The sequence below is a fragment of the Pseudomonas sp. R84 genome, assembly GCF_009834515.1.
In the GTDB taxonomy this organism is placed as follows: Bacteria; Pseudomonadota; Gammaproteobacteria; order Pseudomonadales; family Pseudomonadaceae; genus Aquipseudomonas.
On record NZ_CP019426.1, the window covers coordinates 3,089,011 to 3,102,366 of the forward strand.

11 protein-coding genes and 1 pseudogene are annotated in these 13,356 nt (G+C 60.7%); 10 read left to right on the top strand and 2 right to left on the bottom strand.

The window, feature by feature from the left end; genetic code table 11:
- Nucleotides 1–2: 2 nt before the first annotated feature.
- Together PspR84_RS13725 and PspR84_RS13730 are read right to left on the bottom strand one after the other, a co-directional pair.
- Complete coding sequence (locus PspR84_RS13725; protein ID WP_160057672.1) at nt 3–353, bottom strand: DUF3302 domain-containing protein; 351 nt, start codon at nt 351–353, stop codon at nt 3–5.
- 129 nt (nt 354–482) lie between these two features.
- Nucleotides 483–2,108, bottom strand: a complete 1,626-nt coding sequence (locus PspR84_RS13730; RefSeq protein WP_160057673.1) for an NADP-dependent glyceraldehyde-3-phosphate dehydrogenase — start codon at nt 2,106–2,108, stop codon at nt 483–485.
- Nucleotides 2,109–2,442: 334 nt separating this feature from the next.
- Between PspR84_RS13730 and PspR84_RS13735 the strand changes: the two genes are divergently transcribed.
- From PspR84_RS13735 to PspR84_RS13780, 10 genes and pseudogenes are all read left to right on the top strand, one after another.
- On the top strand, nt 2,443–2,799 hold the full coding sequence (locus PspR84_RS13735; protein WP_160057674.1) for a c-type cytochrome: 357 nt from the start codon (nt 2,443–2,445) through the stop codon (nt 2,797–2,799).
- A gap of 76 nt (nt 2,800–2,875) precedes the next feature.
- Nucleotides 2,876–4,204 carry a D-arabinono-1,4-lactone oxidase gene (locus PspR84_RS13740; RefSeq protein ID WP_174244508.1) on the top strand — a complete coding sequence of 443 codons (1,329 nt, stop codon included), beginning with the start codon at nt 2,876–2,878 and terminating at the stop codon, nt 4,202–4,204.
- A gap of 74 nt (nt 4,205–4,278) precedes the next feature.
- The gene (locus PspR84_RS13745) at nt 4,279–5,487 is read left to right on the top strand and encodes a DSD1 family PLP-dependent enzyme (protein ID WP_174244509.1); all 1,209 of its coding nucleotides are present in this window, start codon (nt 4,279–4,281) and stop codon (nt 5,485–5,487) included.
- A gap of 543 nt (nt 5,488–6,030) precedes the next feature.
- A pseudogene (locus PspR84_RS29790) lies at nt 6,031–6,360 on the top strand (transposase); the annotation flags it as partial.
- A gap of 56 nt (nt 6,361–6,416) precedes the next feature.
- The gene (locus PspR84_RS13755; protein ID WP_160057677.1) at nt 6,417–8,015 is read left to right on the top strand and encodes a ShlB/FhaC/HecB family hemolysin secretion/activation protein; all 1,599 of its coding nucleotides are present in this window, start codon (nt 6,417–6,419) and stop codon (nt 8,013–8,015) included.
- Between the two features lie 14 nt (nt 8,016–8,029).
- Nucleotides 8,030–9,826, top strand: coding sequence for a MotA/TolQ/ExbB proton channel family protein (locus tag PspR84_RS13760; RefSeq protein ID WP_160057678.1), 1,797 nt, complete (start codon nt 8,030–8,032; stop codon nt 9,824–9,826).
- A gap of 11 nt (nt 9,827–9,837) precedes the next feature.
- On the top strand, nt 9,838–10,263 hold the full coding sequence (locus PspR84_RS13765) for a biopolymer transporter ExbD (protein WP_007915482.1): 426 nt from the start codon (nt 9,838–9,840) through the stop codon (nt 10,261–10,263).
- A 3-nt stretch (nt 10,264–10,266) separates the two neighbouring features.
- A complete protein-coding gene (locus tag PspR84_RS13770; RefSeq protein WP_034156521.1) occupies nt 10,267–10,971 on the top strand; it encodes an energy transducer TonB in 705 nt (234 codons plus the stop codon).
- A gap of 39 nt (nt 10,972–11,010) precedes the next feature.
- Nucleotides 11,011–12,708: a putative porin gene (locus tag PspR84_RS13775; protein WP_160057679.1), complete on the top strand. Its 1,698-nt coding sequence runs from the start codon at nt 11,011–11,013 to the stop codon at nt 12,706–12,708.
- 17 nt (nt 12,709–12,725) lie between these two features.
- Nucleotides 12,726–13,355: a DNA repair protein gene (locus PspR84_RS13780; protein ID WP_160057680.1), complete on the top strand. Its 630-nt coding sequence runs from the start codon at nt 12,726–12,728 to the stop codon at nt 13,353–13,355.
- Nucleotide 13,356: the final 1 nt, after the last annotated feature.

Genomic DNA, 13,356 nt, shown 5'->3' on the forward strand with positions numbered 1-13,356 from the left:
GTTCAGCCCTCCCCGTTGTGGGGAGCAGTGGCATTCAGCGCTTCGAGTCGTTCGAGGCGTCCTTGCAGTTCGACCACCTGTTGCTCCAGGCGAACGACATGGTTTTGCACGGATTTGCCGTCACCGAATCCCCAGCCGCGATCTTCTCGATAGGCCATCGCCCAGATCCACAGGAAAGGCCAGAGCGCATGCAGCGTGAACAGACTGACCCAGCCAGTGGCATGGATCGCATCCTGATGCGGGTGTTTACGATGGACGGCAATCTCATAGGGAATGTCGTGCAACACGATGATCCCGTAAAACAGTACGAGCCCGGCAAACACCAAAACCCCTAGCGCAAAGTAATCCAGCATGGTCAAGCTCCCGGCATCCAGCACAGTGCTGGCATCAGTGTAGCCACTGATTTGCCGGGCGCTTGGCGACTTTGGATCAGAAGCGGTTGCCGTCGCCTTTTTGCTTATTCAGATCCGCGTGACAGTTGATCAGAAGATGTAATCGGTGGTCAGGAAGCTCGAATCACGCCCGCGAATGATTTCGCTGATCAGGTCCTTGTTGCTGTCCTGGAATTTGGTCGCCACCAGCGTACGGATCGAGAACACGCGCAACGCATCGTGTACCGAGAGCGTACCTTCCGCGGAATTCTTGCGGCCGTTGAACGGGTAAGTATCCGGGCCGCGCTGGCATTGTGCGTTGAGGTTGATCCGCCCGACCTGGTTGGCAAAGGTGTCGACCAGACGGCCGACCGCCACCGGGTTGGTGCCGAAAATGCTCAACTGCTGACCGAAGTCCGACTCCAGTACATAGTCGATCACGGTATCGAGATGACGGTACGGCACGATCGGCACGACTGGGCCGAATTGCTCTTCCTGATAGACGCGCATTTGCGGGTTCACCGGGTACAGCACCGCTGGGTAGAAGAACGACTCGCGTGATTCGCCGCCATTCGGGTTGACCACTTCGGCACCCTTGCTGCGCGCATCGGCAACCAGACCGTGCAGATAATCGACCTTGCCCGACTCCGGCAATGGCGTCAGCGACACGCCGCTGTCCCACGGCATGCCCGGTTTCAGCGTGGCCAGTTTGGTGTTGAATTTCTCGATGAAGCTGTCGACGACATCTTCATGCACGAAGAGGATTTTCAGTGCTGTGCAGCGCTGACCGTTGAACGACAGTGAACCGGTCACCGCTTCGCTGACGGCATTGTCGAGATCGACTTCCGGCAAAACGATGCCCGGGTTTTTCGCATCCAGACCCAGCGCAGCACGCAAGCGGTGAGGTTTCGGGTGCAGTTTCTTCAGGTCGCTGGCGGCCTTGTTGGTGCCGATAAAGGCGAAGATGTCGATCTTGCCGCTGGCCATCAAGGCGCTGACGGTTTCCCGGCCGCTGCCGTAGATCACGTTGATCACGCCGGTGGGGAAGCTGTCGCGGAACGCTTCCAGCAGAGGACGAATCAGCAGCACGCCGAGCTTGGCCGGTTTGAACACCACGGTGTTGCCCATGATCAGCGCCGGGATCAGCGTGGTAAAGGTTTCGTTCAGCGGATAGTTGTAAGGGCCCATGCACAGGGCGACGCCGAGCGGCACGCGGCGGATCTGCCCGAGTGTGTCCTGTTCCAGTTCGAAACGGCTGGAGCGGCGGTCGAGTTCCTTGAGCGCATTGATGGTGTCGACGATGTAGTCGCAGGTGCGATCAAACTCTTTTTCCGAGTCCTTGAGGTTCTTGCCGATTTCCCACATCAGCAGCTTCACCACGGCATCGCGCTGTTGGCGCATGCGGCCGAGGAAGGCTTCGACGTGCTGAATACGTTCGGCTACGCGCATGGTCGGCCACAGGCCCTGGCCACGGTCGTAGGCGCGGACGGCGGCGTCGAGGGCGGTGAGGGCGGTGTCAGCATCGAGCAGCGGCGTGCTGCCGAGGATGACTTGTTCGTCACCGTTGTCACCTTTCAGGTAGACCGGGCTGCGCACGGTGGCGAGCGGGCCGTCCCAGCGGCGCAACTGGCCGTCTACCAGATATTCGCGTTGCTCGACCTGACCGTCGAGGCGGTATTTTTCCGGGATGTCGCTGACAGAAGGGAACAGGTTGCCAAGGATGTTTGCTGTGGTCATGTCGCTACCCCGTGTTGATGTCCGCATGCAGATCAAAAAAGTCTCTACAGGTTATACGCCTGAATGCGCCGAAATTTAAACCCGCAAATGTCACCCGAATGTCACGCAAAGGCGCACAGCAGAGCGGTGATTCCCACCGAAAACCCTGTAGGAGCTGCCGAAGGCTGCGATCTTTTGATTTTGCTTTTGGAAGGTCAAGATCAAAAGATCGCAGCCTTCGGCAACTCCTGCATGGGAGGTCATGTCCCCGGATGCCCCCTCTCTGGCCTGCAATGCCCTCAACCCGTTGCAGTTGCTGCCTTAAGGTGTGAGCACAACAATAAGCGAGGCCGTTATGCGGGCAATCCGACTCACTCTACTGCTGGTGTTGGCCCTGGCTCTGCCCGGTTGCGGCGAAGCCCCCAACCCCCCGGCCAGCGTCAATAGCAACGCCACGCCGAAAGACCCGGCACTGGCGCAGATCTACGCCAACAGCTGCCAACTCTGCCACGCCAACCCCGCCGCCAACGCACCACTGACCGGTGATCGCAAAGCCTGGGAGCCACGCGTCCAGCAAGGCACCGACACACTGCTCGACCACGCCATCAACGGCTACAACGGCATGCCACCGATGGGCCAGTGTGTCGAGTGCTCGGAAGAACAATTCCTGCAGTTGATCGGCTTCATGGCCGACCAGCCCCTCCCTCAATAAGGTGCCCGGCATGACGATGGATCTGACACGGCGTCAGTTGTTGCAACGGACAAGTATTGTCGGCGCGTTCAGTGCGTTGGCGAGCTGTCCGGCATTGGGTCAATTGCTGCGTGCGCCGCGCTTGATTCCGTGGCGCAACTGGTCGGGCGGGCAGAGTTGCCTGCCGGCGGCGCGACTGGCGCCGAAGAATCTTGATGAGCTGGTGGCCGCTATCCAGCAGGCGCAAGGCAAGATCCGCCCGGTCGGCTCGGCGCACTCGTTTAGCGCCTTGGTGCCCACCGACGGCACGCTGTTGTCGCTGAGCTATTTCAACGGCTTGCTCGACCACGACGCAAAAACCCTGCAAGCCGAATTCGCCGCCGGCACACCGATGTCACGCATGGGCCAGCCGCTGAAAGACATCGGCCAAGGTTTGCAGAACATGGCCGACATCGATTACCAGACCCTCGCCGGAGCCATTGCCACGTCGACCCACGGCACCGGCAAAAACTTCCAGTCCTACTCGGCCCACGTCTGCGGCATGCAACTGGTGACCGCCAATGGCGAGGTGCTCGACTGCGACAGCCAACGGCACCCCGAAGTACTCAACGCCGCCCGCGTCTCCCTCGGTGCACTCGGTGTCGCCACTAAAATCCGCCTGCAAAACCGCCCGGCCTATCGCCTGCACGAACGCCAGTGGATCGCCAAGACCGAAGAACTGCTCGAAGACCTCGACAAGAACACCCGAGAAAACCAGCACTGGGAAATGCTCGTCGTCACCCATTCCGACTACGCCTTGTCCATTGCCCTCAACGAAACCGATGACCCGGCTACACCGCCGATCCCGCCTGAAGAGGAGGGTGGCAACGAGTTCGTCACCCTGATCGAGAAGATCGACAAGTACGGCAGCGACTTCCCTGACCTGCGCCGCACGCTGCTCAACAACTTGCGTCATCTGGCCAGTTTCGATGACCGCGTCGGTGACTCGTTCGACATCTATGCCAATGTGCGCACGGTGCGTTTCAATGAGATGGAATACTCGGTGCCCGCCGAACACGGCCCGGCGTGCCTGCGCGAGATTCTCAAGCTGATTCAGGACAAGGATCTGCGCACCTGGTTTCCGATTGAGTACCGCTACGTCAAAGCTGACGATATTCCGCTGAGCATGTTCGAAGGTCGCGACAGCTGTTCGATCTCGGTGCACCAGCATTATCAGATGGATCATCACAACTTCTTTGCGGCGGTCGAACCGATCTTCTGGAAGTACAACGGGCGTCCGCACTGGGGCAAGTTGCACTCGCTCAACGCAAAAAACCTGCAACCGCTGTATCCGCGCTGGCGCGAGTTTGTCGACGTGCGCCAGGCGCTGGATCCGAGCGGGCGGTTTCTCAATGCGCATTTGTCGTCGATTTTGGGGGTGAGCTGATGGCGGTCAATCGGCGCAATTTTCTACTGGGTACGCTGGGTGTCGGTGCGTTGCTGGTGGGGGCTGGAGCATGGCTGCGACCGGGCGATCGAGGCGCGCCGTACAGCGAATATTTCCGCGCACTGAACAAAGAGTTAAAGGAAAAAGGCCCGATGCGCCCGGTGCTGTTGATCGATCTGTATCGCCTCGATCACAACATCGATGTGGTGATGCAGTCGGTCAAACGCGGGGGCAAACACCTGCGGCTGGTGGAGAAGTCGCTGCCTTCGCCGGGGCTGTTGAGCTACATCGCGCAACGTGCCGGCACGCAAAAGCTGATGTCGTTTCATCAGCCGTTTCTCAATCACGATGCGCAGGTTTTTCCGCAGTCCGACATTCTGCTCGGCAAGCCATTGCCGGTGCGCTCGGCAGAGCTGTTCTACCAAACCCACAAAGGCCCGTTTGATCCCGCAAAGCAACTGCAATGGCTGCTCGACGGCCCCGAACGTTTGCAGCAATACCTTGCGCTGGCTCAAGGAATGGGCACACGGATGCGCATCAACATCGAGCTGGATGTCGGCCTGCATCGCGGCGGCGTCAGTGATGTGAATGCGCTGGGGCAGATGCTCACGTTGATCAGCGCCAACCCCCAGCATCTGGAATTCGCCGGGTTCATGGGCTATGACCCGTTCGTGGGTATGGGCGTGCCGGGGATTCTCGGCTCGCCGGAAGAGTTGTTCGCCAAGGTCATGGTGATTTATCAGCGTTGCGTCGATTTCACCCGGCAGCAGTTCCCCGCGTTGTGGCACGACGGCTTGTGCCTGAACACCGCCGGCAGCCCGAGTTATCGCATTCACGAAAACGAAAAACTCAGCACGGAAGTGTCGGTGGGCACGGCGATGCTCAAACCGACGCACTACGATTTGCCATCGCTCACCGAACATGTCCCCGCGACCTACATCGCCACGCCCGTGTTGAAAAGCACTGGCGCGGTGAACATTCCTGCATTGGATGACAAGTCGAAGCTGTTCTCGTGGTGGGATCAGAATCAGCGTCAGACCTTCTTCATCTATGGCGGCAACTGGATGGCCGAGTTCGAATCGCCGAAGGGTTTACAGAGCAACAGCGTCTACGGTCGCAGTTCTAATCAGGAGATGGTCAACGGTTCCAATGCCGTGGGCCTGACCATCGAAGATCAAGTCTTCCTGCGCCCGACCCAGACCGAGGCCGTACTGCTGCAATTCGGCGATCTGCTCGCCGTGCGCGGTGGCAAAATCGTCGACACCTGGCCCGTCTACACCTGACCCAAAATCACCACAAATCCCCTGTAGGAGTGAGCCTGCTCGCGATAGCGTCCTGTCAGTTGATATTTCTTTGGCTGACACACCGCTATCGCGAGCAGGCTCACTCCTACATCGGATGTGTGTACACCCATACGCCGTAATGAAGCTTTTATGACAAAAGTTCGGTAGCACATCGCCAGTCCGGTCATGCCTATGTAACGCGCTTGAGGGGCCCAACGGGGCGCTTTTCACAAGCCGAGGCGGGACGCCGGGAGTGAGGCAATGGGGACTATGGAACGCTACTCGAAAGTGGGCATGCAGGAACTCGATCAACGCCTGTCGAAGATCGTCGAAGCCGCGCGCAAGAAGCCGGTTTCGGTGTATCGCTACGGCGCGCCGTGGGTCTGGATCGTCTCGCAGGATGACTGGCAGGGCGCCTTGAAAGAGGTGTCGAGCTACATTCCGCCGGGCCATTCGCTGGTGTTGCTGCGCCCGCAGATCGACGACCTGCTCGATGCCCACCGCGACCTCCTGCACGACCTCAATGCCGAGCCGGGCATGCTGATTCCCGCGCAAACGGTGATGCACATCCTGCTCCTGCAACTGCTGTATTCGGTGCCCAGCGAGCAGCAACTGTATGAACAGCTCAATTACAACCTGTTGTTCCGCTGGTTCGTCGGTCTTGGCCTGAACCAGAAAGTCTGGAGCTTCAACGCCCTCAGTCGCGACATCGCCACGCTGCTCAACGAGCCGCGCGCGGTGCTGCTTATTCAAAAAATCATCGGCGAAGTGTTCTGCGGCGCGCTGCTGCAAATGCCCGAGTTCTCGCTGAACTTCGCGCTTTTGCACACGTGGCTGGGCAAACACGCCTGCGCCTCGACAGCCAGCAATTGACGCCATACACGCGGCGTTCGAAACGCCAACAGGTCATCGCGAATTCAGGGGGTAGTGTGGAACCGATTTTCAAGTCACGGCTGGCGCTGTGGGGCTGGCTGCTGGTGACGGCGGGCGTGCAGCCGGCGTTGGCCGAAGAGGCTGCGCAAAACACCGCAGCGCAGCGTCTGGTCGACGTCAACGAATACTTCGTGCGCGGCAACACCGTGCTCGATGCGCGGGCGATTGAAGAAGCGGTGTACCCGTTCCTCGGCCCGCAAAAAGCCCTCACGGATATCGAAGGCGCTCGGGACGCGTTGCAAAAGGCCTATCAGCAACGCGGTTATCAGTCGGTGTTCGTCGAGCTGCCGGAGCAAGCCGTCGCCGACGGTATCGTCTATCTGCAAGTCAGCGAAACCAAGGTCGGCCGGGTACGTGTGGTCGGCGCCAAACACTATTCGCCGCTGGATATTCGCGACGACGTCCCGGCGCTGAAGGAAGGCGAGGTGCCGGACTTCGCCAAGGTTCAAGGCGAACTCGCACAACTCAACAAAACCCCGGGCCGGCAAGTCATGCCGCTGGTGCGCGAAGGTCAGCGCCCCGGCACCATGGACGTCGATCTGCAGGTCGAAGACCAGAACCCGTGGACCGCGAGCGTTGGCCTCAACAACGACTACAGCGCCGACACGGAAAAGCTGCGCACTGTCACCAGCCTTGGCTACAACAACCTCTGGCAACTTGGCCATAGCATCTCGCTGACGTACTTCACCGCGCCGCAGGAAACCGACAACGCCAAGGTCTGGTCCGGCTCCTACACCGCGCCGCTGACCGAGCGCTGGAGCGTGCAGTTCTCCGGTTACCAGTCCGACAGCAACGTCGCCACCATCGGCGGCAGCAACGTGTTGGGCAAGGGCCATTCCTATGGCGTCTCGGCGATTTATACGCTGCCCTCCAGCGGCAACTGGTCGAACTCGCTGTCGGCCGGCATCGACTTCAAGGACTTCGACGAACGCCTGACCCTGTCCGGTGATAGCGACAAAGTCCCGCTGCAATACGCGCCGTTCACCTTCGCCTACAACGGCTATCGCTACACCGAGAAGAGCCAGCTCGGCCTCGGCCTGAGTCTGGTCGCCGCCACTCGCAGCATTTTCGGCTACGGCAGCTCCGACGAAGATTTCGACTACAAACGCTACCGCGCCAAACCGAGTTTCGCCGTGCTCAAGGGCGACACCAATTACACCTGGACCTTCGACAGCGACTGGCAGAGCGCAAGCAAAGCCGCGTTCCAGCTCGCGTCCGGGCCGCTGGTTTCCAACGAACAATTCTCCGCCGGCGGCGCGACCTCGGTGCGTGGCTATCTGGCCGCCGAACGCACCGGCGATGACGGCTTGCTGCTCAGCCAGGAAGTGCGCTCGCCGTCGCTGGCCAAGTACGCCGGCACGTGGATGCAGGACTGGCGTTTCTATGCCTTCGCCGAAGGCGCGCAGCTTTACCTGCGCGACGAACTGCCGGATCAGGACGCCCATTACGCCCTGGCCAGCGTCGGCCTCGGCACCCGCGCCAGCCTGAGCAAATGGCTGTCCGGCAGCCTCGACTGGGGCTACCCGCTACTCGAAGGGCCGAACACCTCGAAACAGGAATCGCGCCTGCACTTCAACCTTCAAGCCACTTTCTAACAAGGAGCACGTTCATGCAGCGCCTCTTCCTTTCGTTGTTGATCTGCCTGGGCTTCGTGCTCCCGGCCACGGCTCAGGCCTGGTGGCAGGACGACTGGCATTACCGCAAACAGATCGCCGTCGACACCACGCCACAAGGCGCGGCGATCAATCAGGCCCTCGGCCGCACCGCGTTATTGGTGCGCCTGCACACTGGCAACTTCACCTTCGATGGCGTGAAGGAGGACGGCGCGGATCTGCGCTTCGTCGCTGCCGATGACAAGACCGTGCTCAACCACCAGATCGAAAGCTTCGACGCACTGATGGGCATGGCGCTGATCTGGGTCGATGTGCCGAATGTCGAGGGCGGTCAGCGCCAGGACATCTGGATGTACTACGGCAATCAAAAGGCTCCGGCGACCGGCAACGGCCAACTGACCTTCGACCCGAATTACACCGCGCTGTATCACTTCGACGGTGCCACCGGCACTCCGGCCAAAGACACCACCGCCTACGGCAATACCGCACAAAGCGCGACCGGCGCGGCGATTGACGGCGTCGTCGGGCGCGCCTTGCAGTTCAGCGGCCAGCCGTTGCTGCTGCCGGCAAGTCCTTCGCTGCAACACAACGCTGGTAGCGCATTCACCTTCAGTGCCTGGCTGCGACTTGATCAGGCCAGTGGCGAGCAACTGATTCTCGCCCGTCGTGAAGGCGCCAATAGCCTGCTGATCGGTGCCAACCAAGGTGTGCCGTTTGTTGAAATCGACGGTCAACGTGCCGTCGCCACACAAGCGCTGAATCCGGGCCAATGGCAGCATGTCGCGCTGACCGCTGAAGGTTCCAAAGTGACCCTGTTCATCAACGGTCGCGAAGCGGCCACGCTTGCTCTGGCGATGCCGGCATTCAACTCGGTCATGGCCATCGGCGCTGACGTGCACGAAGGCCCGTTCCAGCCGTTTGTGGGCGCTATCGATGAATTGCGCCTGTCGAAGGTTTCGCGCCCGGCAGCGCTGTTGCTGGCCGACGCTACCTCGCAAGGTGCCGAGTCGAAACTGGTCGCTTACGGTGTCGACGAAGAACAGTCCGGTTTCGGTTTCGGCAGCCTCGGCTTCCTGCTCAATGCGGTGCCAATCGACGCCTGGGTGATCATCGCCGTGCTGGTGCTGATGATGTTCCAGTCGTGGATCATCATGCTGCGCAAGAACCGCAGCCTCAGCCGCGTGTCTGCCGCCAACGAAGACTTCCGCGTGCAGTTCGCCAAGGTTGGCACGCGTCTGGAGATGTTCGCCGACGACGCCCAACTCGCCCAGCGTTTGCAGCATTCGTCGCTGTGGCGCCTGTATCTGGTGGCGGTGAAGGAGATCCGCACCCGCCGCGAGCAGGGCGCCGATACCTCCTCGGTGTCAGCGGCCACCATAGAAGCCATCCGCTGCTCGATGGACGGCGTGCGCACCCGTGAAAACCAGCAATTGAGTTCGAAACTCTCGACCCTGTCCAACGCCATCGCCGGCGGCCCATACATCGGCCTGCTCGGCACCGTGCTGGGGATCATGGTGGTGTTCCTCGGCACGGCAATGGCCGGCGACGTCAACATCAACGCCATTGCGCCGGGTATGGCTGCCGCGTTGTTGGCCACGGCGATGGGCCTGTTCGTCGCGATCCCGGCGCTGTTTGGCTACAACCGCCTGATCACCCGCAACAAGGAAGTCAGCGCCGACATGCGCGTGTTCGTCGATGAGTTCATCACCCGTCTGGCAGAGATGCACGGCGAGAGCCAGTTCAGTGAGTCGTCGCATCGCGGCCATCACGCCAACCACTCCGTACCGGCCTGAGGAGCACTGACATGGCGTCCGTAAATGCCTCCCACGATGATGACGAAGATGCAGCGGTAGACAGCATCAACATCACCCCGCTGGTCGACGTGCTGATGGTGGTGCTGGTGATGTTCATCCTCACCGCCACCGCGCAGGTCTCGGGGATCCAGATCAACCTGCCCAAGGCCAGCGCTTCGGTGTCGCTGTCCGAGGCCAAGACCAAGGCGATTTCGGTCAACGACGGCGGCCAGGTGTTCCTCGACGCTTACCCGGTGACCCTGGCTGAACTGGAAGAACGCCTGCGCATCGAGAAGGCGCAGAGTCCGGATTTCCCGGTAATCGTGCGCGGCGACGCGACGGTGCAATACCAGAAAGTCATCGAAGTGCTGGATCTGTTGCGCCGGCTCGAACTGTCCCAGGTCGGTCTCGTCACCGGCAAACCGAGTCAGGGCTGAGTCATGACCGCACAACTCCCGATCGAGCCGTTGCCGGTGAAAAAACCAGCGCTGCGTTATGCGAAGTGGGGCGCCGGCTTGCTCATCGGCGCGCTCGCTGCGTGGTTTTTGTGGCAGTGGGCCAACGACATGAGTGGCATCCGCCGCGAAGCGCCGAAGGTGCCGACGATCATTCCATTGCCGCCACCGCCACCACCGCCGCCAGAAAAACCGCCGGAACCGGAAACCCCGGTGGAAGAAAAAGTCGTCGAGCCGGAGCCAACGCCCGAGCCAGAAGAGGTCAAGCCCGAGGAAGAAGCGCCGCCATCGCCGGCCGACGATCTGGCCAACCCGATGCAAATGGACGGTGATGCTCAAAGCGGCAACGACGCTTTCAATATCGGCGCGGGCAAGGGCGGCGGCATGGCCGGGGCTGGCGGCGGGCGTCTGGGTACGGGGACATACAGCCAGTTTCTGGCGTTCACCTTCCAGCGTTTGCTCCGTGAGAACCCTGAACTGCGCAACCTCGCGTTCTCGCTGCAGGCCGATGTCTGGCTGAGCAGCGTTGGCGAGATCACCCGGGTCGAGCTGATCAAGTCCAGCGGCAACCCCGAGATTGATACGCAAGTGTTGGCCGCGCTGCGTGGCGCGCCGGCACTGAGCGAACGGCCACCGGCCTCCATCACTTTGCCTGTGCGCCTGTCCCTGCAAGGGCGGCGTCCGGGTTAATTCACTTATTTACGCTTTGCCAAAAGGAGTTGTGTGCAGATGATTTCCAACGTGAATCGATTGTCCCTGGCGGTCGGCATGGTCATTGCGACCCTGGTCGGTCAGGCCGTGGCAGCGCCCGCGCCCTCGGAGAACGCCACGATCAATCTGATCCGCTTGCTGGTCGAGCAGGGCATTCTGAAACAGGACAAGGCCGACGCGCTTATCGCTCAGGCGCAGAACGAAGCGGCCCAGGCTAAACAAGCAGCGACATCCACCGCCGTGGCGGCCGGGCCAGTGGCGGCACCGGGCGATGTCCGTGTGCAATACGTACCGGCAGCGGTGCGTGACCAGATTCGCGATCAGGTCAAAGCCGAAGTCATGGCTACCGCCAAACAGGAAAACTGGGCCGCGCCCAACAGCTTCCCGGAATGGGCTGCGCGCATCAGTTTCGACGGCGACATTCGCTTGCGCAACGAATCGCGCTACTACTCGGACAGCAACAGCAACGAGATCGTCGACTTCGCCAAGCTCAACAATAACGGCCCGTACGACGTAAACCCCAACAGCAGCACCAGTCTGCCGCCATTGCTCAACACCCGCGAAGACCGCACCAATCAATTCCGCATTCGTGCACGGTTGGGCATGAAAGCCGAGATCTCGCCGCAATGGACCGCCGGTATTCGTATCGGCACCGGTTCGGACAACAACCCGGTGTCGACCACGCAAAACCTCGGTGGCGGTTTCGCCAAGAAGGACATCTGGCTCGATCAGGGCTACCTGAACTGGAAGCCTACGGATGAGCTGACCCTGACCGGCGGGCGCTTCGCCAACCCGTTCATGTCCACCGACATGCTCTATTCCAACGACTTGAATTTCGACGGCGTGGCAGCGATTTTCGACCACAAGCTCAACCGCGATTGGGGCGTGTTCGGCACCGTCGGTGCGTTCCCGGTGGACTACACCAACGACACCGCCAGCAGCAACGGCTTTGACAAGGAAGAGAGCGACAACAAGTGGCTGTACGGCGCGCAGATCGGCGCCAAGTGGGCGATCAACAGCAACAACCGCTTGAAAGGCGCACTGGCTTACTACCGCTTCGACGACATTCAAGGCCAGCGCTCCAGCCCTTGCGAACCGTGGGCCGGCGCACCGGGTTGCGACAGCGATGGCAGCCGCGCAGCGTTCATGCAGAAGGGCAACAGCGTGTTCCTGCTGCGCGACATCACGCCGAACCCGCTCAACCCGACCACCACGCCGCAGCCGCAGTTCGTTGGCCTTGCTTCGGAATTCAATCTGCTGGACTTGAACGTGGTCTGGGACGCCGATCTGCCGGAAGATTTCAAACTGCGTAGCCAGGGCAACTATATCCACAACCTCGCCTACGACGAAGGCGACATGCGCAAGCGTTCGGCCGGGCAGATCGTCAACAACCTCGACAACAACGGCGACATCGAAAGCGGCGCCAATGCGTGGATGGTGCAGTTCACCCTCGGCAGCGCGCTGGACCTGAAAAAGCAGGGCGACTGGAACATGTTCGCTGGTTACAAATACATCCAGCCCGACGCCTTGCCGGACGGCTTCAACGACTCGTCGTTCCACCTCGGCGGCACCAACGCCAAGGGCTATTTCATTGGCGGCAACTACGGTCTGGCGAAGAACGTTTATGCCACCGGGCGCTGGATGAGCACCGAAGCGGTGTACGGCGCGCCGTTCGACATCGACGTCTTGCAGCTTGAGATCAACACGCGCTTCTAAGGCGCCGGGAGAGGGTTATGAAAACGCGATTTGTGTGGCTCGGGCTCGGGCTTTTGATCGCCACTGGAGCGCATGCCGAAGGCATGGAAGAACGCCTGCGCACGCAATTGCGCAGCACCACGCAACAGTTGCAGGCCCTGCAAAGTCAGCAGGCCCAGGCCAGCGCCGCGCAACTGGCGGCGCAGAACGAGGCCAAGGCTGCGCAGGCGCAAATCAAGCAATTGACTGCCGAACTGGCCAAGGCCAAAGGCGTTGCCGAACAGCTCGCCGGGCAGCAACAGAGCCTGCACAGCCAGGCGCAGGCACAAGTGGCAGCCAGCGCCGAGCAGACCGGCAAGTTCAAAAAGGCCTATGACGAGTTGCTGGTCATGGCGCGTGCCAAAGAGGCAGAACGGTCTAAGCTTCAAGCGCAATTGGCTGAACGTGACACACAAGTGCAGCAATGTTCAGTCAAGAATCAGCAGATGTACGGCGTCGCCAAGCAGATCCTCACTGCCTACGAAAACATCGATGTGGCCGAGGTGATGAAGATCCGCCAACCCTTTGCGGGCAGTGCCCGGGTCAAGTTCGATGAACTGGCTCAGGGGTTCGGTGACGAGCTCTACAAGACTCAATTCGACGCGCCGCAAGCTGCGCTCTCGCACTGAT